The organism is Aeromicrobium flavum, from assembly GCF_007992115.1.
GTDB classification, from domain to species: Bacteria; Actinomycetota; Actinomycetes; order Propionibacteriales; family Nocardioidaceae; genus Aeromicrobium; species Aeromicrobium flavum.
Map to the genome: position 1 here is coordinate 67,700 of NZ_BJZQ01000014.1, position 24,259 is coordinate 91,958.

General features: G+C 71.2%; 20 protein-coding genes. 16 read left to right on the forward strand and 4 right to left on the reverse strand.

The window, feature by feature from the left end; genetic code table 11:
* The first annotated feature begins 7 nt into the window (after positions 1-7).
* The 7 genes from AFL01nite_RS12380 (at position 8) to AFL01nite_RS12410 (ending at position 8,264) form a co-directional block, all read left to right on the forward strand.
* Entirely contained in the window at positions 8-787 is a 780-nt protein-coding gene (locus AFL01nite_RS12380; protein ID WP_146827997.1) for an enoyl-CoA hydratase/isomerase family protein, read from the forward strand.
* 163 nt (positions 788-950) lie between these two features.
* Entirely contained in the window at positions 951-1,730 is a 780-nt protein-coding gene (locus tag AFL01nite_RS12385; protein WP_246119707.1) for an electron transfer flavoprotein subunit beta/FixA family protein, read from the forward strand.
* 15 nt (positions 1,731-1,745) lie between these two features.
* Complete coding sequence (locus AFL01nite_RS12390) at positions 1,746-2,693, forward strand: electron transfer flavoprotein subunit alpha/FixB family protein (protein ID WP_146827998.1); 948 nt, start codon at positions 1,746-1,748, stop codon at positions 2,691-2,693.
* 220 nt (positions 2,694-2,913) lie between these two features.
* On the forward strand, positions 2,914-4,533 hold the full coding sequence (locus tag AFL01nite_RS12395; RefSeq protein WP_146827999.1) for a peptide ABC transporter substrate-binding protein: 1,620 nt from the start codon (positions 2,914-2,916) through the stop codon (positions 4,531-4,533).
* Between the two features lie 119 nt (positions 4,534-4,652).
* Entirely contained in the window at positions 4,653-5,579 is a 927-nt protein-coding gene (locus AFL01nite_RS12400; protein ID WP_146828000.1) for an ABC transporter permease, read from the forward strand.
* Positions 5,572-6,561, forward strand: a complete 990-nt coding sequence (locus tag AFL01nite_RS12405) for an ABC transporter permease (protein WP_146828001.1) — start codon at positions 5,572-5,574, stop codon at positions 6,559-6,561. The genes AFL01nite_RS12400 and AFL01nite_RS12405 overlap by 8 nt, the downstream gene beginning before the upstream one ends.
* A complete protein-coding gene (locus AFL01nite_RS12410) occupies positions 6,561-8,264 on the forward strand; it encodes a dipeptide ABC transporter ATP-binding protein (RefSeq protein WP_146828002.1) in 1,704 nt (567 codons plus the stop codon). Before AFL01nite_RS12405 ends, AFL01nite_RS12410 begins: the two co-directional genes overlap by 1 nt.
* 9 nt (positions 8,265-8,273) lie before the next feature.
* Here AFL01nite_RS12410 and AFL01nite_RS12415 read toward each other — a convergent pair whose 3' ends face one another.
* On the reverse strand, positions 8,274-8,810 hold the full coding sequence (locus AFL01nite_RS12415; protein ID WP_146828003.1) for a hypothetical protein: 537 nt from the start codon (positions 8,808-8,810) through the stop codon (positions 8,274-8,276).
* A gap of 108 nt (positions 8,811-8,918) precedes the next feature.
* Here AFL01nite_RS12415 and imuA' point away from each other — a divergent pair, with 108 nt between their 5' ends.
* From imuA' to AFL01nite_RS12460, 9 genes are all read left to right on the forward strand, one after another.
* The gene (gene imuA' / locus AFL01nite_RS12420; RefSeq protein ID WP_146828004.1) at positions 8,919-9,602 is read left to right on the forward strand and encodes a DnaE2-dependent mutagenesis accessory factor ImuA'; all 684 of its coding nucleotides are present in this window, start codon (positions 8,919-8,921) and stop codon (positions 9,600-9,602) included.
* The gene (locus AFL01nite_RS12425) at positions 9,602-11,173 is read left to right on the forward strand and encodes a DNA polymerase Y family protein (protein ID WP_146828005.1); all 1,572 of its coding nucleotides are present in this window, start codon (positions 9,602-9,604) and stop codon (positions 11,171-11,173) included. The genes imuA' and AFL01nite_RS12425 overlap by 1 nt, the downstream gene beginning before the upstream one ends.
* 81 nt (positions 11,174-11,254) lie before the next feature.
* Entirely contained in the window at positions 11,255-14,626 is a 3,372-nt protein-coding gene (locus AFL01nite_RS12430; protein ID WP_146828006.1) for an error-prone DNA polymerase, read from the forward strand.
* 181 nt (positions 14,627-14,807) lie between these two features.
* The gene (locus AFL01nite_RS12435) at positions 14,808-15,449 is read left to right on the forward strand and encodes an NUDIX hydrolase (RefSeq protein ID WP_146828007.1); all 642 of its coding nucleotides are present in this window, start codon (positions 14,808-14,810) and stop codon (positions 15,447-15,449) included.
* Positions 15,446-16,690: a quinolinate synthase NadA gene (nadA, locus tag AFL01nite_RS12440; protein ID WP_146828008.1), complete on the forward strand. Its 1,245-nt coding sequence runs from the start codon at positions 15,446-15,448 to the stop codon at positions 16,688-16,690. Before AFL01nite_RS12435 ends, nadA begins: the two co-directional genes overlap by 4 nt.
* Entirely contained in the window at positions 16,690-18,204 is a 1,515-nt protein-coding gene (gene nadB / locus AFL01nite_RS12445) for an L-aspartate oxidase (protein WP_146828009.1), read from the forward strand. Before nadA ends, nadB begins: the two co-directional genes overlap by 1 nt.
* A complete protein-coding gene (gene nadC, locus AFL01nite_RS12450) occupies positions 18,197-19,033 on the forward strand; it encodes a carboxylating nicotinate-nucleotide diphosphorylase (protein WP_146828010.1) in 837 nt (278 codons plus the stop codon). The genes nadB and nadC overlap by 8 nt, the downstream gene beginning before the upstream one ends.
* Entirely contained in the window at positions 19,030-20,163 is a 1,134-nt protein-coding gene (locus tag AFL01nite_RS12455; protein WP_146828011.1) for a cysteine desulfurase family protein, read from the forward strand. Before nadC ends, AFL01nite_RS12455 begins: the two co-directional genes overlap by 4 nt.
* Before the next feature lie 60 nt (positions 20,164-20,223).
* On the forward strand, positions 20,224-21,132 hold the full coding sequence (locus tag AFL01nite_RS12460) for a hypothetical protein (RefSeq protein ID WP_146828012.1): 909 nt from the start codon (positions 20,224-20,226) through the stop codon (positions 21,130-21,132).
* Here AFL01nite_RS12460 and AFL01nite_RS12465 read toward each other — a convergent pair.
* From AFL01nite_RS12465 to AFL01nite_RS12475, 3 genes are read right to left on the reverse strand one after another with little or no spacing between them, the layout of a single operon-like run.
* A complete protein-coding gene (locus AFL01nite_RS12465) occupies positions 21,129-21,707 on the reverse strand; it encodes a hypothetical protein (RefSeq protein ID WP_146828013.1) in 579 nt (192 codons plus the stop codon). The genes AFL01nite_RS12460 and AFL01nite_RS12465 overlap by 4 nt on opposite strands.
* Positions 21,707-23,692 (reverse strand): DUF6571 family protein, encoded by a 1,986-nt coding sequence (locus AFL01nite_RS12470; RefSeq protein WP_146828014.1) that lies wholly within the window; start codon positions 23,690-23,692, stop codon positions 21,707-21,709. Before AFL01nite_RS12470 ends, AFL01nite_RS12465 begins: the two co-directional genes overlap by 1 nt.
* 9 nt (positions 23,693-23,701) lie before the next feature.
* The gene (locus AFL01nite_RS12475) at positions 23,702-24,046 is read right to left on the reverse strand and encodes a hypothetical protein (RefSeq protein WP_146828015.1); all 345 of its coding nucleotides are present in this window, start codon (positions 24,044-24,046) and stop codon (positions 23,702-23,704) included.
* Between the last annotated feature and the right edge of the window lie 213 nt (positions 24,047-24,259).

A 24,259-nucleotide genomic window follows, 5' to 3' on the forward strand; every position in this document is an offset into this window, starting at 1 on the left:
CACAGCCATGGCGGAGTTCGTCCGACTCGAGGTGACCGACGGCGTCGGCACCCTGCGACTCGACCGGCCCAAGATGAACGCGCTCGACGCGCAGGTCCAGACCGAGCTGCTCGAGGCGGCGCGCGAGGCCGACCGGCGTGACGACGTCGCCGCCGTCGTGGTGTGGGGCGGCGAGCGCGTCTTCGCCGCCGGCGCCGACGTCAAGGAGATGGCCGAGATGGGCTTCCCCGAGATGTTCCGGCACGCCCACCTGCTCCAGGACTTCACCCGCGCCGTCGCCGCGATCGGCAAGCCCACCGTCTCGGCGATCACCGGGTTCGCGCTCGGCGGCGGCCTCGAGCTGGCCCTGGCCACCGACCTGCGCTTCTGCGCCGACAACGCCAAGCTCGGCCAGCCCGAGATCGCCCTCGGCATCATCCCCGGCGCCGGCGGCACCCAGCGGCTCGCGCGGCTGATCGGCCCCGCCAAGGCCAAGGACCTCATCTACACCGGGCGCTTCGTCGCCGCCGACGAGGCGCTGACGCTCGGCCTGGTCGACGAGGTGCTGCCGGCCGACGCCGTGTACGAGCGCGCCGTGCAGTGGGCGTCGCAGTTCGTGGGTGGCCCGGCGATCGCGCTGCGCACCGCCAAGGACGTCATCGACCGAGGCCTCGAGGTCGACCTGCAGACCGGGCTCGAGATCGAGCGGGCCGGCTTCACGGGCCTGTTCGCCACCCAGGACCAGGCCGACGGCATGCGGTCCTTCGTCGAGAACGGCCCGGGCAAGGCCACGTTCACCGGGAAGTGATCCATCCCACGTCGGCCGGGATGTCCGGCTTCGTTACCTTTCGGTAACATCGAGGCCAGGAAGGGTCGCCTCACCCGCGTATGTGACCGCGTGGCAAGGTTGTCCCGATACCCCGCGGGCGATCAAACCGTCGCTCGCGCCCCGAATTCACAGGAGGGTCCTCGTGACCAAGATCGTTGTCGCTGTGAAGTACGTGCCGGACGCCACGGCGGACCGCACGTTCGACGCTGATAACACTGTCGACCGTGAGAACGTCGACGGCCTTCTCTCGGAGCTCGACGAGTACGCGGTCGAGCAGGCCCTGCAGGTCGTCGAGGCCGGCGACGGTGAGGTCACCGTCCTGACCGTCGGTCCCGCCGACGCCTCGGACGCCGTCCGCAAGGCGCTGCAGATGGGCGCCGACGCGGGCGTCCACGTCGAGGACGACTCCATCGCCGGATCCGACGCCTTCGCGACGTCGCTGGTCCTGGCCAAGGCGCTCGAGAAGCTCGAGTTCGACATGGTCTTCTTCGGCATGGGCTCCACGGACGCGGGCATGGGCGTCGTGCCCACGCTGGTCGCCGAGCGTCTCGGCCTGCCGGCCATCACGTTCGCCTCGGAGATCTCCGTCGACGGCGACACCGTGAAGATCCGTCGTGACGGCGATGCCGCCACCCACGAGATCGAGGCCTCCGGCAAGCTCGTCGTCTCGGTCACCGACCAGACGGGCGAGGCCCGCTACCCGTCCTTCAAGGGCATCATGGCCGCCAAGAAGAAGCCGGTCGAGGAGTGGAGCCTGGCCGATCTGGGCATCGACGGGGCCGAGGTCGGCCTCGAGAACGCCTGGACCAAGGTCGAGTCCACGACCCCCCGCCCGCCGCGCACCGCCGGCGAGATCGTCACCGACGAGGGAGACGGCGGCACCAAGCTCGTCGAGTTCCTCGCGTCCAAGAAGTTCGTGTGAGTAGGAGCCTGACAAATGAGTGAAGTTCTCGTTCTGATCGAAGCCCCCCAGGGCAAGGTCACGAAGCCCTCGCTGGAGCTCCTGACCATCGCGCGCCGCATTGGCGAGCCGTCGGCCGTCGTCTTCGGTGACGCCGACACCGCCGTCCTGACCGAGTACGGCGCGGAGAAGATCTACACCTACTCCGACAGCGTCTACGAGGAGTACCTCGTCGCGCCCAAGGCCGAGGCCCTGGCCGCGCTCGTCGCCGACAAGGCTCCGGCCGCCGTCCTGGTGCCCTCCAGCACCGAGGGCAAGGAGGTCGCCGCCCGCGTCGCCCTCAAGTCGCAGTCCGGTCTGATCACCGACGCCGTCGACGTCACCGTCGACGGTGGCGCGATCACCACCACCCAGATGGCGTTCGCCGGCAACTTCACGGTCGCCGCGCAGGTCACCAAGGGTGCGCCGGTCATCGCGGTCAAGCCGAACTCGGCCGCTCCGGAGGCCGCTGCCGGCGCCGGCGCCGTCGAGGCCGTCTCGTTCGACGTCCCCGAGTCGGCCAAGGCCGTCAAGATCGTGTCGTCCGAGCCGCGCGTCTCGACCGGCCGTCCCGAGCTGACCGAGGCCGCCATCGTGGTCTCCGGCGGCCGTGGCACCGGCGGCGACTTCACCGAGGTCGAGGCCCTCGCCGATGCCCTCGGTGCCGCCGTGGGCGCCTCGCGCGCCGCGGTCGACTCGGGCTGGAAGCCGCACACGTTCCAGGTCGGCCAGACCGGCAAGACCGTGTCGCCGCAGCTGTACGTCGCCAATGGCATCTCCGGTGCCATCCAGCACCGCGCCGGCATGCAGACGTCCAAGACGATCGTCGCGGTCAACAAGGACGAGGAGGCGCCGATCTTCGAGCTCGTCGACTTCGGCGTCGTCGGTGACATCAAGTCGGTCCTGCCCCAGGCGACCGAGGAGATCACCAAGCGCAAGGGCTGATTCCGGTCCCGGCCACGACGGCCCCGCTCCCACTCGGGAGCGGGGCCGTCGTCGTGTGTCCCGACCGCCATCGGGACCGTCGGGCCCGGTCCGTTCGTTTGGTTGCAGTTCGATGAAGTCGGCGATCCGCGCTGGGAAACGGTGTCCGGCAGGTGGTACTCATGGATCACGCGCGTACACGCACGATCACTGACGTACGCACATTCACAGGAGGATATTCATGCGAACTCGGCGTACAGCCCTCGCAGGTATCGCCCTCGCAGCAGTCGCCAGCCTCACCCTGGCCGCCTGCTCGAGCGGAGGCGACGACGAGGGTTCGGAGTCCACGGACGCGGTCATCACCGCGTACGCGACCGAGCCCCAGAACCCGCTGGTCACCACCAACACCAACGAGGTGGGTGGCGGCAACATCATCGACCTGCTCTATGCCGGCCTGATCTCCTACAAGGCAGACGGCTCGCAGGAGAACGAGGTCGCCGAGTCCATCGAGTCCGAGGACTCCAAGGTCTGGACCGTCAAGCTCAAGGACTGGAAGTTCTCCGACGGCACCCCCGTGACCGCCGAGTCCTTCGTCAAGGCCTGGAGCTTCGGCGCCGACCCGGACAACAAGCAGCTGCAGAGCTACTTCTACTACCCGATCGAGGGCACCGACGACGAGGGCTCGACCCTCAAGGGCGCCGACACGATCTCGGGCCTGAAGGTCGTCGACGACAAGACCTTCACCATCACCCTGAAGCAGCCGGAGTCCGACTTCCCGCTGCGCCTCGGCTACTCGGCCTACTACCCGCTGCCCGAGTCGGCGTACGGCGACATCAACAAGTTCGGCGAGAAGCCGGTCGGCAACGGCCCCTACGTCCTCGAGAAGTGGGACCACAACGTCGAGGCCGTCATGACCCCGAACGCCGAGTACGACGGTGTCCGCAAGGCCAAGAACGGTGGCGTGACCTTCAAGTTCTACACCGATCCCGACAGCGCGTTCTCCGACGTGCAGGGTGGCAACCTCGACGTCCTGGACCAGGTCCCGCCGAGCGCGCTGACCACGTTCCGCGACGACGACTCCGTGCAGGACTTCGAGTCGCCCGGCTCGGTGAACAGCACGATCACCATCCCGGAGTCGCTCGACCACTTCGCCGGTGAAGAGGGCAACCTCCGTCGCCAGGCGATCAGCCGCGCGATCGACCGCAAGACGATCACCGAGAAGATCTTCGACGGCACCCGTAGCCCGTCGACGGACTTCAGCGCTCCCGTGATGCCCGGCTACACCGAGGACATCCCGGGCAACGAGGTGCTCGAGTTCGACGCCGACGCCGCCAAGAAGCTCTGGGACGACGCCAACGCGATCGCTCCGTGGAGCGGCAAGTTCCAGGTCGCCTACAACGGTGACGGCCCCGGCAACAAGGAATGGGTTGAGGCGGTCGTGAACCAGCTCAACAACAACCTGCCGGGCATCAACGCGGCGCCGAAGGCGTTCCCGACGTTCGACGAGCTGCGCACGAAGGTCACCGATCGCTCGATCGGCACCGCCTTCCGCACCGGCTGGCAGCCGGACTACCCGTCGATCTACAACTACCTGGGCCCGATCTTCGGCACGGGTGCGGGTTCGAACGACGGTGACTACAGCAACAAGGAGTTCGACGGCCTGCTGAAGAAGGCCTCGGGCGCCCTGGACGACGAGGAGCGCTACCAGGCGTTCGTCGACGCGCAGGCGATCCTGTTCAAGGAGCTCCCGGCGATCCCGCTGTGGAACACCAACGTGTCGGGTGCTGCTGGCAAGGACGTCGAGAACGTCGTCTTCAACTGGCAGAACCGTCCGGAGTACCAGGACATCACCAAGAAGTGATGACCACCTGAGTGGGGCGGCACCTCCGGGTGCCGCCCCACGTGTGTTCCGCCCCCGTCGCCTTTTGCGTGACACGCGGCGATAGTCTGAACTTCTCGAACCACCAGGATGGAGAACTCATGGCCTGGTACATCATCCGCCGCATCCTGCAGGCCGTTCCGGTCGTGCTGGGCGCCACGCTGTTGATCTACGCCCTCGTCTTCCTTCGCCCCGGAGACCCGATCGTCGCCCTGTTCGGCGACAAGCCGGTCTCCGAGGCGGTCCGCGCCCAGATCGAGGCGCAGTACAACTTCGACAAGCCGTTCCTCGTGCAGTGGCTGCTCTTCCTCAAGGGCGCCCTGACCCTGGACCTGGGCCTGTCCTTCTCCGGGCAACCGGTCATCGACCTCATCGCCCGCGCCTTCCCCGTCACGATCAAGCTCGCCTTCATGGCGCTGGTCATCGAGTCGGTGCTGGGCATCGCCGCCGGCTTCTACGCCGGCATCAAGCGCGGCAAGCTGTTCGACTCCACCATGCTGGTCGTGTCGCTGCTGGTCATCGCCGTCCCGATCTTCGTCTTCGGCTTCCTCATGCAGCTGGTCTTCGGCGTGAAGCTCGCCTGGGCCCCGGTCACCGTCGGCGGTGACGCGTCGTTCACGCGGCTCCTCATCCCGGCCTTCGTGCTCGGGTTGGTGTCGTTCGCCTACGTCCTGCGCCTCACGCGCACGTCCATGATCGAGAACCTCACCGCCGACCACGTGCGCACCGCGCGCGCCAAGGGCCTCACCGACGGCCAGGTCAACCGCCGCCACGTGCTGCGCAACTCGCTCATCCCGGTCGTGACCTACCTCGGCGCCGACCTCGGCACCCTGATGGCCGGCGCGATCGTCACCGAGGGCATCTTCAACGTCCCCGGCGTCGGCAACCTCGCCTGGCGTGCGATCCAGCAGGGCGAGACGCCGACCATCGTCTCGGTGGTCACGGTCATGGTGCTGATCTACGTCGTGATGTCGCTGCTCGTCGATCTGCTCTACGCCTGGCTCGACCCGAGGATCCGCTATGCCTGAGATTCCCACCACCGCCCCCCTGCCCGGTCAGGACCACTTCGTCGCCCCGCTGGGCGAGACGCCGCTCGAGGCCACCGGCACGCTCGACACGTCCCGGCCGCCCGAGAGCCAGTGGAAGGAGGCCTGGAAGAACCTGCGCCGCAACGTCCTGTTCTGGGTCTCGGCGATCATCCTCGGCTTCGTGCTGGTCGTCGTGGCCTTCCCGGGCCTGTTCACCGACCTCAACCCGCTGAAGGCCGACCTCTCGCGCAGCCTCGAGGGCCCGAGCTCGGGCCACATCGCCGGCTTCGACAAGCAGGGGTACGACGTCTTCGCCCGCACGATCTACGGCGCCCGCGCGTCGGTGTCGGTCGGCGTGGCCTGCACCCTGGTCGTCACGATCCTGGGCCTGATCTCCGGTGCCCTGGCCGGCTTCTACGGCGGCTGGGTCGACACGATCGTGTCGCGCATCGCCGACATCTTCTTCGCGATCCCGCTGCTGCTGGGTGCGATCGTCGGCCTCTCGGTCCTGAACAACGCCTGGCCCGACCGCGGGTTCGGCGGCGGCGTCGTCGCCGTCACCTTCGCCCTGGCGGCGTTCGGCTGGCCCCAGGTCACCCGCATCGCCCGCAGCGCCGTGCTGGAGGTCAAGAACCTCGAGTTCGTCGACGCGGCCCGCGCGATCGGCGCCAGCCAGGCGCGCAACCTCTGGCGCCACGTGGTGCCCAACGCGCTCGCTCCGGTGATCGTCATCGCCACCGTCTCGCTCGGCATCTTCATCGTGGCCGAGGCGACGCTGTCGTTCCTGGGCATCGGCCTGCCGTACGGCGTCGTCTCGTGGGGCAACGACATCTCGGCCGCCCAGAACCAGATCCGCTCCGGGCAGCGACTCGGCGTGCTGTTCTGGCCGGCCAGCGCCCTGGCCGTCACGGTGCTGGGCTTCATCCTGCTCGGCGACGCCGTGCAGGACGCCCTCGATCCCAAGAGCCGGAAGAAGGACTGATGACCGAGCCGCTGCTGAAGATCAACGACCTGCACGTCGCCTTCCGTCAGGGTCGGACGATGGTCCCCGCCGTCCAGGGCGCGTCGCTGGCGGTGTACCCCGGTCAGACCGTCGCGATCGTGGGGGAGTCCGGATCGGGCAAGTCCACGACCGCCCACGCGATCATCGGCCTGCTGCCGGGCACGGGTCAGGTCACCGATGGCGAGATCCTCTTCGAGGGCCGCGACATCGCCCACGCGTCGAAGAAGGACATCGTCGCCGTGCGCGGGTCCAAGATCGGCCTCGTGCCGCAGGACCCGATGAGCAACCTGAACCCGCTGTACCGGGTCGGCAAGCAGATCAAGGAGGCCCTCGAGGCCGCCGGGATCGCCAAGGGCAAGGCAGCCGACGCCCGCGTCATCGAGCTGCTCGAGGAGGCCGGGCTGCCCGACGCCGAGCGCCGGGCGAAGCAGTTCCCGCACGAGTTCAGTGGCGGCATGCGCCAGCGTGCCCTGATCGCCATGGGGCTCGCGGCCCGTCCGAAGCTGCTGATCGCCGACGAGCCGACCAGCGCCCTCGACGTCACGGTGCAGAAGCAGATCCTCGACCACCTCGACCAGCTCACCGACGACCTCGGGGTCGCCGTGCTGCTGATCACCCACGACTTGGGCCTGGCCGCCGAGCGCGCCGACCACCTGGTCGTGATGTACAAGGGTCGCGTCGTCGAGTCGGGTCCGGCGCTGCAGATCCTGCAGCACCCGCAGCACCCGTACTCGCAGCGGCTCATCAAGAGCGCCCCGTCGCTCGCGTCGCAGCGCCTGTTGTCGCAGCAGCGCGCCGAGGTTCGCGAGCAGGCCCAGGAGGTCGCCGAGGTGCTGGCCGACGAGGTCGCGCAGGGCGACACGCAGTTCGGCGAGGGCCTCGACGTCGTGGTGGAGGCCAAGGGCCTGACCAAGGTCTTCCCGATCCCCGGTGGCGCACCGTGGAAGAAGAGCGAGTTCACCGCCGTCGACGACGTCTCGTTCCAGCTGAAGCGCGGCACCACCCTGGCGATCGTGGGCGAGTCCGGCTCGGGCAAGTCCACCGTCGCGCAGATGGTGCTGGACCTGCTCAAGCCCACCAGCGGCACGGTCGAGTTCGACGGTGTCGACATCTCGACGCTCCGCGGCAAGAAGGAGCAGCTGGCCTTCCGTCGCCAGGTGCAGCCGGTGTTCCAGAACCCGTACGCGTCCCTCGATCCGATGTACTCCATCTACCGGTCCATCGAGGAGCCGCTGCGCACCCACAAGATCGGCACCGGCGCCGAGCGTGAGGCGCGGATCCGCGACCTGCTCGACAAGGTGTCGCTGCCGTGGGCGGTGTCGCGCCGGTTCCCGAACGAGCTGTCCGGTGGCCAGCGCCAGCGGGTGGCGGTCGCTCGCGCCCTCGCGCTGCAGCCGGAGGTCGTCATCCTCGACGAGGCCGTCAGCGCCCTGGACGTGTTGGTCCAGGCGCAGATCCTGTCGCTGCTGGCCGACCTGCAGGCCGAGCTGGGCCTGTCGTACCTGTTCATCACGCACGACCTGGCCGTGGTGCGCCAGATCGCCGACGACGTGCTGGTGATGGAGCGGGGCAAGCTCGTCGAGCACGCCTCGGTCGACGAGGTCTTCAGCAACCCGCGCCAGGAGTACACCCGCCGCCTGCTCGACGCGATCCCCGGAGGGTCGATCGAGCTGTCCCGCTGACGGGGAGCGTCAGGCGTCGGCCCGGTCGGTGTCCCACACCAGGTGGCCGTCGCCGACGCGAGGCATCTCGCCCGTCCCGGACCGCTGTCGCACGTAGCGGCAGGTGCCGGGGGCGAGCTCGTACTTCGTCGCGGTGAAGGTGCGGGTCTCCTGCCTCAGGCGCAGCCGGTACAGGTGGCGGGCGTCCTGGGGCAGGTACGCCGCGATGATCCAGTGGTCGGTGGCGCGGAAGCGCCGTGTCAGCGGGACGTCGGAGGCGGCGGCCGCGGCGGCGAGGACGGCCTCGGCATCGCTCGCGAGCGCGGGACTGACGCGGGCGTCCACGCGCGCCGTGGCGGTCCGGTCGACCTCGAGGGTGTGCTCGGTCGCGGGCTCATAGGTCCAGTCGGTCTGGATGCCGGTGCTCGCATACGACCTCGCGACGTCCGTGACGACCCATGTGGTGACCGGCTTCGCGCAGTCGCGCGGCTGGGCCGACGACGGAACGGCCACGGCGACGAGGCCCGCGCCCACGAGGGCGGCGACGGCGGTGCGCAGCTTGGTCATGTCTTTCCCCCCGGTGCATGCTCCCCGGGAACCTAGCGCGGCGTGGGTGACGATGGCAAGGAGGGGGTTCTGGTTGACTCCATCGAACAGGTGTTCGATGATGGTGGAGTGAGTTCCCCCGCCCCTTCCGCCACCTTGGTCGACGACCTGAGGGACCGGATCGGCCGGATGCAGGGCCGGCCCTCGGTCCTGTCGATGCCCACCCATCCGGCGCTGGCCGGCCTGATCTCCCTGCAACCGGGCGGCAGCTACGCGGTCGATGCGATGAGCCTGGCCCTGCTGCTGCTGGCGGGTCCGTCGCGTGACGGCGCCTGGTGCGCGATGGTCGGCACCGAGCGGGTCGGCTTCGAGGCCGCCGCCGCGCTGGGGGTCGACCTGGACCGCATGGTCTGGGTGCCCGACGCCGGCGCCGACCCCGCCTCCGTGCTGGGCGCCCTGGTCGACGCGGTCGGGGTGGTCATGGTCGGCGGCGTCACCCTGCCCGAGCGCGAGGTCGTCCGGCTGCGCGCTCGGCTGCACCGCCGCCAGTCCGTCCTCGTGGCCGTCGGCGACTGGCCCCGCGCCGACGCCCGGCTGCGGCTGCGCGACACGGCCTGGACCGGCCCGCAGGACGGCCACGGCCACCTCGTCGCACGCCAGGCCACCGTCGAGGTCGAACGCGGCGGACGGGTCACCGGCTCGCGACGCCTGTGGTTCCCCAGCCGTGAGTTGCACGTTGCGCCAGTCGCCGACGGCATGTCGGTGGTCGAACGTGCAACTCAGCGGGGTCCGATCGAGCAGGTGGCCGGCTGATGCGCACGATGGTGGCGTGGGTGCCCGACTGGCCGGCCCTCGTGCGCCAGGCCGAGCACGCCGAGGCGCACCGCGGTGGTCCGGCTCCGGTCGAGGCGCTGGCCGTGCTGGAGAAGGGCGTGGTGCTGGCCTGCACGCCCGCGGCCCGGGCCCAGGGCGTGCGCCGGGGGATGCGCCGCCGCGACGCCCAGTCGCGGTGCCCCGACCTGGTCGTGTGCGACCACCGGCCCGAGGTCGACGCCCGCGCCTTCGAGCAGGTGCTGACGACGCTCGAGGAGCTCAGCCCGGGGGTGGCCCCGCTGCGCCCCGGCCTGTGCGCGCTGAACGTGCCCGAGCGGTACTACGGCGGCGAGGCCGAGGCGGCGGCCGTGATGGCCGAGCAGCTGGTCGCCCTGGGTGTGTGGGACGTGCGGTTCGGCATCGCCGACGGCGTCTTCGTCGCCGAGCTGGCGGCACGGCAGGCCACGGCCCAGGACTGCCTCGTCGTGGCACCCGGTGGCAACGTCGACTTCCTGCGCGACCTGCCGGTCGAGGTGCTCGACGTGCCGGCCCCGGCCGACGCGTCCACGCCGGGACTCGACCTGGTCACCGTGCTGCGGCGGCTGGGGATCCGCCGGGTCGGCGAGTTCGCCGCGCTGCCGGCGCCCGACGTGCTGGCCCGGTTCGGTGCCCAGGGGGCCCTGCTGCATCGGTGGGCGCGAGGCGAGGAGGTGCGTCGGATCTCGCGTCGCACGCCGCCGCCCGAGCTGGTGGCGACGGTGGCCTTCGAGCCGCCGCTCGAGCGGTCCGAGGCGGTCGTGTTCAGCGCGCGACAGAGTGTCGAGGACTTCGTCCGCGGCCTCGACCGGGCGGGCCTGGTCTGCTCGACCCTGCGGATCGAGGTCGACGCCGAGGTGGCGGGCGACCTGCGGGTGTCCAGCCGGCTGTGGCGCCATCCGCGCTGGTTCGGCTCCGGTGACGTGCTCGACCGGTTGCGCTGGCAGCTGTCGGCCGATCCGCCCGGAGGGCCCGTGGTGGCCGTGCGGTGCGTCCCGGTCGAGGTCGAGCCGTTGGGCGAGCACGCCGAGAGCCTGTTCGGCGGCGGGCCCGACGACCAGGTCGAGCGCTCGGTGGCGCGGGTCCAGGCGCTCGTCGGTCCTGAAGGAGTGCGATCGGTCGGTGTCCAGGGCGGTCGCGCACCGGCCGACCGGCGGCTGTCGGCGGCCTGGGGCGAGCGTCCCGTCGTGGCGCGTCCCGTCGACCGGCCCTGGCCCGGCAGCGTGCCCGCGCCGGCCCCGGCCACGGTGTTCACCGACCCGGCGCCCGCGCAGGTGGTGGGGGCCGAGGGGCTCCCGGTCAGCGTCAGCGGCCGTGGTGGCCTGTCGGGGCGGCCCACCCGGTTCCGTGCGGCGGCCGACCTCGCCTGGCAGCCGGTGGCGGCCTGGGCCGGGCCGTGGCCGGTCGACGAGCACTGGTGGGACGAGGCCGCCGCGCGTCGCGTCGCCCGCTTCCAGGTCGTCGGCGTCGACGGCAGCGCCTGGCTCATGGTCGTCGAGAACGGCCGCTGGTGGACCGAGGCCCGCTATGACTGACTCGCTGAGTTGCACGTTTGGCCAGCGACACGCCGTGTTCAGGTGGCCAAACGTGCAACTCAGCGAGTTCGGGGGGTCCTGATGGGGTGGAACAACCCGGACGTGTCGTGGCGCGAGCTGGAGGCGCGGCTGTCGGGACGGTGGCGCGACCCGGCGCAACCGCTGCCCGACGGGGGCGACGGGCCGGCGTTCTCGCGCAAGCGCGGGGCCTACGAGGCGCCCGCGGTGCTCGACGCGCCTCCCGAGGCCGTGCCGTACGCCGAGCTGCACTGCCACAGCAACCACAGCTTCCTCGACGGGGCCAGCCACCCCGAGGAACTCGTCCGTGAGGCGGTCGGGCTCGGGCTCTCGGCGCTGGCCCTGACCGACCACGACGGCTTCAGCGGCGCGGCGCGGTTCGCCGAGGCCGCCCAGCTGCACGGGCTGCGCACGGTCTACGGCGCCGAGCTCTCGCTGGGGCTGACCGGTCCGCAGAGCGGCGTGCCCGATCCCGAGGGCGACCACCTGCTGGTGCTGGCCCGCGGGGTCGAGGGCTACCACGCGCTGGCCTCGGCGATCACCGAGGCGAACCTCGCCGGCGACGAGAAGGGTCGGCCGGCCTACGACCTGGCCGACCTCGCCGAGCGGGGCCGTGACCGGTGGGTCGTGCTCACCGGGTGCCGCAAGGGCTGGGTCCGGCGCGAGGGGATGACCGGCCTGCGCCGGCTGGTCGACCTCTTCGGCGCCGAGCACGTGGTCGTCGAGCTGACCGACCACGGCGGTCCCGGCGACGGTCCCGCCAACGACGCGCTGGCCGGGTGGGCCGCCGAGCTGGGCCTGCCCACCGTGGCCACCGGCAACGTCCACGCCGCGCGGCCCGCCGACGCCCGGCTGGCCCAGGCCTTCGCCGCGGTGCGTGCCCGCCGCAGCCTGGCCGAGCTCGACGGCTGGCTGGCACCCCCGGCCTTCCTGCGCTCCGGCGCCGAGATGGCCCAGCGGTTCGCGCGGTGGCCCGGGGCCGTGGCCCGCTCGGTCGAGATCGCCGAGGCGTGCGCGTTCGACCTGCGCAAGGCCTCGCCGAAGCTGCCCAAGCAGGAGGTGCCGGCGGGCCACACGCCGATGAGCTGGCTGCGCGAGCTGGTCCGGCAGGGGGCCGACAAGCTCTACGCCGGCATGCGCGACGAGGCCGAGGCGCGGCTGCAGCGCGAGCTGGCCGTCATCGAGGACAAGGACTTCGCCGGCTACTTCCTCATCGTCCACGACATCGTCGCGTTCGCCCGCAGCCGCGGGATCCTGTGCCAGGGTCGCGGCTCGGCCGCCAACTCGGCGGTCTGCTACGCCCTCGAGATCACCGCGGTCGACTCGATCGCGTACGGGCTGCCGTTCGAGCGGTTCCTCTCGTCCACCCGCGACGAGGAGCCCGACATCGACGTGGACTTCGACTCCGACCGCCGCGAGGAGGTCATCCAGTGGGTCTACGACAAGTACGGCCGCCGCAACGCCGCCCAGGTCTGCAACGTCATCAGCTACCGGCCCAAGTCCGCGGTGCGCGACATGGCGAAGGCGCTGGGGCACTCGCCGGGTCAGCAGGACGCCTGGAGCAAGCGGATCGACTCGTGGTCGTCCGTCCGCACCGACGGCAGCGACGAGGGAGCCGACGCCATCCCCGAGCCGGTCGTGCGGCTGGCCGAGCAGGCGATGAAGTCGCCACGGCACCTGGGGATCCACTCCGGCGGCATGGTCCTGACCGAGCGCCCCGTCGGCGAGGTCGTGCCGATCGAGCGCGCCCGGATGCCCGGCCGCACCGTCCTGCAGTGGGACAAGGACGACTGCGCCTACATGGGCCTGGTCAAGTTCGACCTGCTCGGCCTCGGGATGCTGGGCGCCATCCAGCACACCTTCGACATCGTGGCGGAGCGGGTCGGTGAGCGGTGGACGCTGGCCACGATGCCCAAGGAGGAGCAGGGCGTCTACGACATGCTGTGCCGGGCCGACTCGATCGGCGTGTTCCAGGTCGAGAGCCGTGCCCAGATCGGCACGCTGCCGCGGTTGCGGCCCCGCCGGTTCTACGAGCTCGTCATCGAGATCGCGCTGATCCGGCCCGGGCCGATCCAGGGCGGTGCCGTGCACCCCTACATCCGGCGCAAGCTGGGGGAGGAGCCGATCACCTACCCGCACCCCACGCTCGAGCCGGTGCTGGAGCGCACCCTGGGCGTCCCGCTGTTCCAGGAGCAGCTCATGCAGATCGCGATGGTGCTGGGCGGGTGCACCGGCGACGAGGCCGACCTGCTGCGGCGGGCGATGGGCTCCAAGCGCGGCATCGAGAAGATCGACCGGCTGCGTGACCAGCTGTACCGCGGCATGGCCGACAAGGGGATCACCGGCGAGCTGGCCGACGACATCTACGGCCGGATCCAGGCGTTCGCCAACTTCGGCTTCGCCGAGAGCCACGCGATCAGCTTCGCGCTGCTGGTGTACGCCAGCAGCTGGCTGAAGCTGCACCACCCGGCCGCGTTCCTGGCCGGGCTGCTGCGGGCGCAGCCGATGGGGTTCTACTCGCCGCAGTCGCTGGTGGCCGACGCGCGGCGGCACGGCGTCGAGGTGCGCCGCCCCGACATCGTGCGGTCGGGTGTGCACGCCGACCTCGAGCCGCTCGGTGACCGCACGGGTCCCACGGGCCCGGCGTCCTGCGCCGAGCACGACCAGCCGCCGGTGGGGGAGTTCGACCCCGCGGCCCCGGCCGACTTCGCCGAGCACCGCCGCGACGGTCACCATGCGGTGCGACTCGGGCTGACCTCGGTGCAGGGCATCGGGGCGGCCGACGCCGAGCGGATCGTGGCGGCGCGCGCCGAGCGGCCGTTCGACGACATGGCCGACGTGGTGCGCCGCTGTGGGCTCACCCGGTCCCAGCAGGAGCAGCTGGCCACCGCCGGTGCGTTCGGCGACTTCGGCCTGACCCGTCGGCAGGCGATCTGGAACGCGGGCTACACCGACAGCCCGGACCGGCTGCCGGGCACGGCGATCGTCGCGCCGCCGCCGATGCTGCCGGGGATGAGCGACGTCGAGCTGACCCTCGCCGACCTGGAGTCGACCAAGATCTCACCGAGCGATCACCCCTTCGCCCACCTGCGTCCGATGCTGGAGCAGCAGGGGATCCTGGCCGTCGGCGGCCTGCTGCAGCACGAGCCCGACCGGCGGGTGCGTGTCGCGGGCCTCATCACCCACCGCCAGCGCCCGTACACCGCCGGGGGCGTCACCTTCCTCAACCTCGAGGACGAGACCGGGATGCTCAACGTCGTCGTGTTCGACGCCGTCTGGCAGCGCCATCGCACGGTGGCCCGCTCCAGTGCGGCGGTCGTCATCCGCGGCCGCCTCGAGCACCAACAGGGGGCCGTCAACCTCGTGGCCGAGACCCTCGAGCGGCTGGTCGACCCCGCCGTCCCGCGCGGCCATCGCTCCCGCGACTACCGCTGAGCGCCCTGTCCCGGCCCGGGACCCAGATGTGTAGCGCTGTCCACTCGATTCGTGCCGAGAAGGAGGAAATCGGGTGGGGAACGCTACACATCTCGCGCGCCAAGGCGCGGACGTGCGGGCCTTAGGGTTGACATGACCATAACCACCCCTTAGTGTCGCGGTGACCCTAAGGAGGTGCGGGATGGAGCAGCGGATCGAGCTGGCGGTGTCCACGGTGATCTTCGCGCTGCGCCCGCATCCCGACACGGGCCACGACACGCTCTGGCTGCCGCTCGTCAAGCGCATCCGCGAGCCGTTCCTCGGGCAGTGGGCACTGCCCGGTGGCCCGCTCGAGCCCGCGCAGGACCTCGACACCTCGGCACGCGTCACCCTCCAGCGCACGACGGGGCTCGAGCCGGCTCACCTCGAGCAGCTCTACAGCTTCGGCGGCATCGACCGCTCGCCCGACCGGGTCGTCTCGATCGTCTACTGGGCGCTCGTGCGCCCCGACGAGGACGCCCGCGCCATCGACGGCGAGAACGTCGAGTGGTTCGTGGCCGACGAGGTCCCGGCGCTCGCGTTCGACCACAACGCCATCGTCGAGTACGCCCTGCGCCGGCTGCGCGCCAAAATCACCTACTCCGACATCGCGCACGCGTTCACGGGCGAGGAGTTCACCATCGCCCAGCTGCGCGAGGTGCACGAGGCCGTGCGCCAGGTGCGCCTCGACCCCGCCAACTTCCGCCGCCAGGCGCTCGCCAATCCCCGGATCACCTCCACGGGCCGCCACGTCACGGGGACCAGCCATCGCCCCCCGGCCCTCTACCGACTGGAGTCAGCATGACCCTCTCCATCAACGACCTCATCGTGACGACGCCAGGCAGCACGTGCGACGCCGACCTGGCCAAGCAGCCGTGGGAGTTCGACGGGTTCCCGGGCTACGGCCCGGGCGCGTCCGAACAGGACGTCATCCCGCAGCCGGTCACGCGGCCCGGCCAGCTCCCGGTGGCGTACCAGCAGATGCCGGAGGCCGAGCTGCACGCCCGGATCCGGGCGGCCAAGCAGACGCTCGGGGACCGCCTGGTGATCCTCGGCCACTTCTACCAGCGCGACGAGGTGGTCCAGTACGCCGACTTCGTGGGCGACTCGTTCCAGCTCGCCAACGCGGCGCTGACCCGCCCGGACGCCGACACGATCGTCTTCTGCGGCGTGCACTTCATGGCCGAGACGGCCGACATCCTCGCCCGTCCCGAGCAGCACGTCATCCTGCCCAACCTCGCGGCCGGCTGCTCCATGGCCGACATGGCCGACGAGGAGTCGGTCGAGGCGGCCTGGGAGTTCCTCACCGAGTTCTACGGCGACGACGACACGATCCCGGTCACGTACATGAACTCCTCGGCGGCGCTGAAGGCGTTCTGCGGTCGCCACGGCGGCATCGTCTGCACGTCGTCCAACGCCTCGACCGTGTTGGAGTGGGCGTTCGAGCAGGGCCGGCGGGTGCTGTTCTTCCCCGACCAGCACCTGGGCCGCAACACCGCCAAGGCGATGGGCGTGCCGCTGGATCAGATGCCGATGATCAACCCGCGAGCCAACGACCTCGGCGTGGAGGCCGACGTGCTGCGCGACGCGCGCGTGCTGCTGTGGCCCGGCTTCTGCTCCGTGCACAAGCGCTTCACCGTCGCCCAGATCGAGCAGGCGCGCGCCGAATACCCCGGCTGCCGGGTCATCGTGCACCCCGAGAGCCCGATGCCGGTCGTCGACGCCGCCGACGCGGCCGGGTCGACGGACGCGATCCGCAAGTTCATCGACGCCCAGCCGGCGGGGTCCGTGATCGCGGTCGGCACCGAGATCAACATGGTCAACCGGCTGGCGGCCGAGCACCCGGACAAGACGATCTTCTGCCTCGACCCCGTCGTGTGCCCGTGCTCGACGATGTACCGGATCCACCCCGGCTACCTCGCCTGGGTGCTCGACGGTCTCGTCGAGGGCGAGGTGCGCAACGAGATCGTGGTCGACGCCGAGGTCGCCACGCACGCCAAGGTGGCCCTCGAGCGGATGCTCGCGGCCCTGCCCCAGGCCGACTGATGGCGACCCGCGTGGTCGTGGTCGGCAGCGGCATCGCCGGCCTCACCACCGCCCTCGACCTGGCCGCCCGCCCCGGCGTCGAGGTCACCCTCGTCGCCAAGGCCCGGCTCGACCAGTCCAACACGGCCATGGCCCAGGGCGGCGTCGCGGTCGTCACGGCTCCGACCGACACCGTCGCCTCGCACGTGGCCGACACCGTCGCCGCGGGGGCCGGACTCTGCGACGTCGACGCGGCCGAGGTGCTGTGCGCCAGCGGCCCGATCGCCGTCGGCGCGCTGATCCGCCGCGGGGTGCGGTTCGACCGCGCGGGGGAGGGGCTGGCGCTCGGCCTCGAGGCGGCCCACTCGCGCGAGCGGATCGTGCACGCCGGGGGCGACGCCACCGGCTCGGCGATCGCCTCGGCGCTGATCGACCGGCTCGACGACTCCGGGGTCGTCGTCCGCGAGAACACCACCGTCCTCGACGTGGTCGTCGAGCGCGGCCGGGCCGTGGGCGTGCGGCTGCTCGGGGACGAGGTGCTGGTGGCCGATGTGGTGGTTCTGGCCACAGGTGGCGCCGGTCAGCTGTTCCCGTTCACGACGAACCCCGCGGTCGCCACGGCCGACGGCGTCGCCATCGCCCTGCGGGCCGGGGCCGTGCTGGCCGACCTGGAGTTCCACCAGTTCCATCCCACCTCGCTGGCGACGCCGGGCAACCACCTGGTGTCCGAGGCGGTGCGCGGCGAGGGAGCGGTGCTCGTCGACGCCGACGGCCGGCGGTTCATGACCGATGTGCACCCCGATGCCGAGCTGGCGCCGCGCGACGTCGTGGCCCGGGGGATCGCCGAGCAGATGGCGCGCCAGGGCGGGGTGCCCGTCCGGCTCGACGCCACCGGGCTGGGGGCGCGCTTCCTGGCGTCGCGGTTCCCGACCATCGACGCGGTGGTGCGCTCGCAGGGCCTCGACTGGGCCCGCGAGCCGATCCAGGTCGCTCCGGCCGCTCACTACGTCATGGGCGGGGTCCGCACCGACCTGTGGGGGCGCACGAGCGTGCCCGGGCTCTTCGCCGTCGGCGAGGTCGCCTGCACCGGACTCCACGGCGCCAACCGGCTCGCGTCCAACTCGCTCCTCGAGGGAGCGGTCTTCGGCTACCGGGTCGCCGAGGCGATCCTCGGCGGCGCGCCGGCCGGGTCGTTCGGCGAGGCATGGGCCCCGCGGCTCGTGGTCGCCGTCGGTGGTGGCGACGAGGCCTTCGGTCGCAGCGACCTGCAGCACCTGATGTGGTCGGCCGCGGGGCTGTCCCGCGACCACGCCGGGCTGCGGGAGGCCGCCCGGGTCTTCGCGCGGTGGGCCGCGCCCGCCCCGACCGACGCCAAGTCCGCCGAGGACGCCAACCTGCTGGTGGTGGCGCGAGCCGTCGTGGCCTCCGCACTCGCCCGGACCGAGTCGCGCGGCGGTCACTTCCGTCGCGACTTCCCCCAGTCCGATCCGGGGTCCGCCGTCCACTCCACCCTCGTGGGAGCGCCTCATGCTTGATCGCCGCCAGATCGTCCGGGTCGTCGAGCTCGCCCTCGACGAGGACGCGCCACACGGCGACCTGACCTCGGAGGTCTTCGTGCCCGCGGAGGCCGTCGCCACCGCCGACCTCGTGGCCCGCGAGCCCGGGGTGTTCGCCGGCGCCGAGGTCTTCGAGGTCGCGATGACCGCCCTCGACCCCACCCTCGAGGTGGCGGTCCACGTCGTGGACGGCGAGTCCTTCGACGCCGGTGCGTCGCTGGCCACGGTGCGCGGCAACGCTCGCGCGGTGCTGCGCGGCGAGCGCATCGCCCTGAACCTCGTCCAGCGGATGTGCGGCATCGCCACCGTCACCGCCGCGTACGTCGCGGCGGCCGGGCCCGGCGTGCGGGTGGCCGACACCCGCAAGACCACGCCGGGGCTGCGTGCCCTCGAGCGGCACGCGGTGCGCTGTGGGGGTGGCCACAATCACCGGTTCAGCCTCTCGGACGCGGTCATGGCGAAGGACAATCACCTGGCCCTCGTCGACGACGTCACCGAGGCGATCCGTGCCGCGCGGGCCCGACTGCCGCACACGACGCACCTCGAGGTCGAGGTCGACCGGCTCGACCAGGTCGAGGCGGTCCTGGCCGGGGGCGTCGACACGATCATGCTGGACAACTTCAGCCCCGAGGACCTTCGCCAGGGGGTCGAGATCGTCGCGGGCCGCGCCCTGGTCGAGGCGTCCGGAGGCGTGACCCTCGGGACGATCGCCGAGATCGCCACCACGGGGGTCGACGTGGTCAGCGTCGGGGCCCTGACCCACTCGGTGAGGAACCTCGACCTCGGCCTGGATGTGCGGGTCTCGTGATCTACCTCGACCACGCGGCGACGTCGCCCGTGCGCCGCGAGGTGCTCGAGGCGATGTGGCCGTTCCTGACCCGCGACTTCGGAAATCCGGCCAGCCATCACGAGGTCGGCGAAGCGGCCCGGCACGCCCTCGACGAGGCGCGGCGTCGGGTCACCGCGCAGCTGGGGGGACGGGCCGGCGAGGTCACGTTCTGCAGCGGCGGTACCGAGTCCGACAACACCGCGATCAAGGGCATCGCCCTGGCCGACCCCCGCGGACGGCACGTCGTCGTCAGCGCCGTCGAGCACCCGGCGGTGCTGGAGTCAGCGGCGTGGCTGGGCCGGATCGGGTACGACGTCACCGTCCTGCCCGTCGACGCCGACGGGGTGGTCCGTCCGGAGGTGCTCGCCGGTGCGCTGCGCGACGACACGACCGTGGTGAGCATCCAGTACGCCAACAACGAGGTCGGCACGATCCAGCCGATCGCCGACCTCGCCGCGGTGGCCGCGGAGCGCGGCGTGCCCTTCCACACCGATGCGGTCCAGGCCGCGGGCTGGCTCGACCTCGACGTCCGGCGGCTCGGCGTCACCGCGATGAGCCTGAGCGGCCACAAGCTCGGCACGCCCAAGGGGATCGGCGTGCTCTGGGTCGACCGCCGGCAGCGGTTCGAGCCGCTCGTGCATGGGGGAGGGCAGCAGGACGGCCGCCGCTCGGGCACCGAGGACGTCGCCGGGACCGTGGCCCTCGCCACCGCCCTCGACCTCGGCCACGGAGATCCCGAGGCCGTCGCCGCGCGTCGCGACCGCTTCGTCGCCGGGGTGCTCGACGCGGCGCCCGGGGCGCGCCTGACCGGCCATCGCGACCACCGGCTCCCGGGGCACGCGTCGTTCGTGTTCCCCGGCCGGTCCGGCGAGTCGTTGCTCGTCGACCTCGAGGCACGCGGGATCGTCTGCTCGAGCGGCTCGGCCTGCGCCGCCGGCAGCGACGAGCCCAGTCACGTCCTCACGGCGATGGGCTACGACCGCGAGGTGGCCCAGAGTGCCGTGCGGTTCACCTTTGACGCGTCCTTCACCGACGAGGAGTCGGAGCGGGTCGTCGCCGTCGTGTCGGCACTCGAGGCGTCCCGTGCAGGCGGGGGACGGCCTCGTTAGGGTGGGCACGGTTCGTGCAGTCGACTGGTCGGGGGAGTAGCAGTGCGCAACGTTCTGAGGGTGTCGGTCGTCCTGATGGCGCTGGCGATGGCCGGTTGCACCGGCGGCGACGACAAGGAGTCGAAGCCCGACGCGAAGCCGTCGGCCTCTCCCTCGCAGGCGGAGCCCGGGCCCAGCCTGTGCGACGTGCTCGACGCCGACGACCTGCAGCGGTTCAGTGGCGACTACACGGCCCGGCCCGACCTGATGCTGGGCCACGAGGTGTTCCTGGGCTGCGACACCGACGGCATGTCCTCGTTCGAGTTCGGGGTGAAGGTCGTCGACGACGGCCGCGAGCTCACCGACTACCTGCAGACCGAGCCGCAGAAGATCGCCGACCTGGGCGACGAGGCCTACCGGGCCACGCCCGATCCCGTCGCGCCGGACCTGGGCGACGAGGTGGTGGCGCGGAAGGGCGACCGCATCGTCTTCGTGCGCAACCGACTGATCTCGTACGGCAAGGAGCGGTCCACGGAGCAGGACACGGTCGACGTCGCGAAGCGGCTGCTCAGCGACGACTCCACCGAGCTCATCGACTCGATCGAGAAGATCGAGGTCTCCGCCCCGTGCCCGTCGGTCGACGAGGTCGCGAAGGTCGTGGGCACCGTGCAGGCCGCCCGTGGGCACACGGTCGGCGACGCGGTCGACTGCCACTACGTGGGCGCCGACGGCATCCGGTTCATCGCCGACCGGTTCGGCGACGACAACCCGGCCCAGTTCCTGGGCAGCAGCGGCGAGGCGACCGAGCTGGAGGGCACCGAGTCGGCGCGCGTCAGCGACGACGGGAACGTGATCGAGTTGAAGGCGATCACCAGCGACGAGGTGTTGAGCTTCCGTGCGGGTGCCCTGGACCTGCGCTCGGAGACGAGCGTCGAGCGGAAGGCCTTCGACGCGCTGGTCGCCGACACGACGAAGGCGCTGCTCGGCTAACCGGACGCGCGCTCCAGCGCCTGCGGCAGCAGGTCCGTCACGGAGACGGACGGCTCGCCCGCGCCGGTGTGGGTGACGGTGACGACCACGGCGTGCTCGTCGTCGACCCGGGCGTAGGCGCGTTCGGTGACCTGGACGCCACCGGTGTCGTCCTGGACCTCACGGAAGCCGATCGCGCCCTCGGGCAGGTCGGTGAGGCGCTCGACGACGGCGGTGCCGAGGTCCTGGGCCACGCACTGGTCGATGCCCGCCCCGACCTCGTCGAAGGTGTCGTCGACGGAGACCTGGCCGCCGCGCGGGCCCTGCACCGTGGAGATCACCGTGTCGCCGCTCTCGAGCTCGTAGCGCACGAAGGGGGAGTCCTCCTCGGTGCGCGCGTTGCTCGCCTCGACCCACAGCGCGGCGCAGTTGGTGCGGGTGATGCTGCGGCCCTCGTCGACCTCGACCTCGGCGACCTCGCCGACGTCGTCGCGCTGGAGCAGCTCCGGCGGGACATCCGTCCCGCCGCTCCCGTCCCCGCACGCCGCCACGGTCGCGAGCAGGAGTGCTGCGAGCGCCAGTCGTCGGCGTGCCATCAGTCCTCGGCCGACCCGTAGTGGTCGAGGAACGACCGCATGTAGGCGCCGTCGATGTCGTCGTTGGTCGCGTAGGAGCCGACCCCCGACATCGCGGTCTGCGCGTACGACGACATGGAGTCGGGCGGGATGTCGCCCAGGGTGATGAGGCGCCCGTTCTCCAGGAAGGACTCCGGCACCTCCTCGCGCGGGATGACCCCGGACTCGACGAGCGCCAGGTAGGCCGAGATCTTGATCCGGTTGCTGCCGGCCGCGGCGCGGTCGTTGGCGTTCTCGGTGGCGCCCTGGGCCTCCGAGGTGAACGCCTCGCCGCTGGCGTCCTTGCCCAGGTCGACCGCCTGGCCCCAGGCGAAGTCGATGATCTCGCTGCCGGCCGTCCCGACCACGTCGGCACCGGGCAGCGGCACCATCCCGGTGGCGTCGGAGACGAGGTCGATGAACGCCTGGCGCTGGGCGTCGCGGTCCTTGGCGCCGTCGATCTCGACCTGGCCGACGGAGTACTCCGCCAGGCCGTTGAGCGCGGCCGTCCGCTCCAGGACGCCGCGCAGCTGGGTGCGCAGGTCGGGGTCGTCGGGGTCGTTCGCCAGGCCCGCACCGATGTTGTTGAGCAGCGTCTGCTGGTAGGACGCGGTGCCCTCGGCGATGCTCTGCATGCCGTCGCCGGTGCTCATGGCGACCTGCATGAGGGACTCGAGGTCGTCGGTGAACAGCACCGGGTAGTCCTCGAACGTCCCGAGGTTCGGGATGGTCACGGAGTCCGATCCACCCGTGCCGTCCCCGTTCGGGTACGTCAGCGCCGTCTCGACGGCCGGCATGTAGAACTGCAGGAGGTTGGCGATGTGGGGCGACGCGGCCTTGGCGTCCTCGGGGTTGAAACCGGGGCTGTTCGACACCTGGTCGAGGAACCGCGAGACCAGTCCGGTCGTCTCGCTGGGGTTCAGGCGCAGGTTCGTCTCGTTGGTGCCGATGCCCTCGACGGCGTGCGAGATGCCGCCGTACCCGTCGGCCTCCCAGCTGCGGTCGTTGAAGTAGTACGCCTGGCGGTCCCAGCCGTCGGCGGTGTCCTCCGTGAAGAACCGCAGGCCCGCCTCGGGGTTCTCGCCGAAGTTGTGCATGATCGCGGCCATCGGGTCGTCGTACCAGCTGTCGCCCCGGCCGGTGTCTAACGGTCCGTGGCCGTTGTGGCCGTACCAGATGTCGGCCGACATCGGTCCGTCCTTGGCCATGCGCTCGAAGTCGTCGAGCGTGCGCGCGGCGCCCAGGAGGAAGTCGTCGTCGTAGTTCGTGTCCTGCATGAGGTACGTGAGGATGTTCCCCCCGTTCATGCCGGTCGGGAAGTTCTCGGCGAAGGCGCGCTGCTCCTCGTCGGTCAGCATCGGGGCGACGCTGTAGCGCACGATGTCGCGACCGAACTCCTCCCCCGGGAAGCCAGGCTCGTTCGAGGCCGTGGACAGGCCGGTGCGCAGTCGCTCCGCCAGCGTCGCGTACGCGTCGGGATCGTCGGATCCGCCGTAGCCCATGAGCGACGAGATGTTCGCCATGGCGCCGACGGTGCCGTCGGCGCCCAGCTCGGTGAACATCGAGGCCATGACGTCGCCGTCCTGACCCCACGTCGCGAGCAGGGCGGACACGCGCTCGACCTCGTCGGCGTCGCTCTCGTAGTCGATGTCGCCGACGGCGTCGGCGAGCTCCTCGCCGAGCATGTCCTTGACGCTGGAGAGGGTGTCGCGGGTGACCGTGTAGCTGGCCGAGCCGGTGCCCTCCGTGTCGAGCAGGACCGCGAGGTCGCGGCGCGTCGTCAGGTCCTCGAGGTGGTCGCGGAGCCACTGCGACTTCTTGCCCAGTGTGCTGTCGGACAGGGACGGCAGGGCGATCGGGCTGGAGCGCTCGGCGACCGAGCTCTGGGTGTCGATCGCCGACGCCAGGTCCGTGGCCGCGGTGATCGCCGCGTCGATCTTGTCGATCTCGATCTTGACCGTGGTCATGGCGGCCTCTCAGTACATCTGCTGCATGCGCCACTGCCGGGGCCAGTTGTTGCCCCGCCAGTCGTTCTCGGGCACCTTCTCGGGCTCGTTGCCGATCCGGTTCGAGATCGTGCTGACCGCCGTGTCGAACGCCTCGGTGATGCCGGCGCACTGCTCCTTCATCTCGGCGATCCAGGTGTCGGCCTCGGTGCAGACCCAGCCGCCGTTGGCCAGCGGGTTCGCGATGGCGTCGAGCGGCGACCCGTAGCCGTCGTAGACGTTGGTGCCGCAGCTGGTGACCGTCGTCTTCGCCGACTCCAGCGTGGTGAGGAACAGGTTGGGCTCGCGCTTGTCCTCGGTGTCTTCAGGTGTCATCGTCTTCCCCCGGCCGATGGTTGGTGCTCGGGCGCCAGCCTACAGATTCTCCGGCCCCTCGTCAGGCGGACGTGGTCACAACGGGCCATGTGAGCCTAGTCGCGGAGAACTGCCACGACCGCCGGTGTCCGCTACGATCGTGCCAGCATCCGCAGTCCCTGTTCGAAGTGCTCGGGGGACGAACCGACTGAGGAGAACACCATGGTGCAAGCA

Bases quoted from the DNA above. Each gene is read 5' to 3' on its own strand.
- AFL01nite_RS12410 (WP_146828002.1), top strand. From the start codon at position 6,561: ATGACCGAGCCGCTGCTGAAGATCAACGACCTGCACGTCGCCTTCCGT.
- AFL01nite_RS12470 (WP_146828014.1), bottom strand. From the start codon at position 23,692: ATGACCACGGTCAAGATCGAGATCGACAAGATCGACGCGGCGATCACC.
- nadA (WP_146828008.1), top strand. From the start codon at position 15,446: ATGACCCTCTCCATCAACGACCTCATCGTGACGACGCCAGGCAGCACG.
- AFL01nite_RS12435 (WP_146828007.1), top strand. From the start codon at position 14,808: ATGGAGCAGCGGATCGAGCTGGCGGTGTCCACGGTGATCTTCGCGCTG.
- AFL01nite_RS12405 (WP_146828001.1), top strand. From the start codon at position 5,572: ATGCCTGAGATTCCCACCACCGCCCCCCTGCCCGGTCAGGACCACTTC.
- AFL01nite_RS12465 (WP_146828013.1), bottom strand. From the start codon at position 21,707: ATGGCACGCCGACGACTGGCGCTCGCAGCACTCCTGCTCGCGACCGTG.
- AFL01nite_RS12430 (WP_146828006.1), top strand. From the start codon at position 11,255: ATGGGGTGGAACAACCCGGACGTGTCGTGGCGCGAGCTGGAGGCGCGG.
- AFL01nite_RS12475 (WP_146828015.1), bottom strand. From the start codon at position 24,046: ATGACACCTGAAGACACCGAGGACAAGCGCGAGCCCAACCTGTTCCTC.
- AFL01nite_RS12415 (WP_146828003.1), bottom strand. From the start codon at position 8,810: ATGACCAAGCTGCGCACCGCCGTCGCCGCCCTCGTGGGCGCGGGCCTC.
- AFL01nite_RS12400 (WP_146828000.1), top strand. From the start codon at position 4,653: ATGGCCTGGTACATCATCCGCCGCATCCTGCAGGCCGTTCCGGTCGTG.
- nadB (WP_146828009.1), top strand. From the start codon at position 16,690: ATGGCGACCCGCGTGGTCGTGGTCGGCAGCGGCATCGCCGGCCTCACC.
- AFL01nite_RS12390 (WP_146827998.1), top strand. From the start codon at position 1,746: ATGAGTGAAGTTCTCGTTCTGATCGAAGCCCCCCAGGGCAAGGTCACG.
- AFL01nite_RS12395 (WP_146827999.1), top strand. From the start codon at position 2,914: ATGCGAACTCGGCGTACAGCCCTCGCAGGTATCGCCCTCGCAGCAGTC.
- AFL01nite_RS12380 (WP_146827997.1), top strand. From the start codon at position 8: ATGGCGGAGTTCGTCCGACTCGAGGTGACCGACGGCGTCGGCACCCTG.
- AFL01nite_RS12425 (WP_146828005.1), top strand. From the start codon at position 9,602: ATGCGCACGATGGTGGCGTGGGTGCCCGACTGGCCGGCCCTCGTGCGC.
- nadC (WP_146828010.1), top strand. From the start codon at position 18,197: ATGCTTGATCGCCGCCAGATCGTCCGGGTCGTCGAGCTCGCCCTCGAC.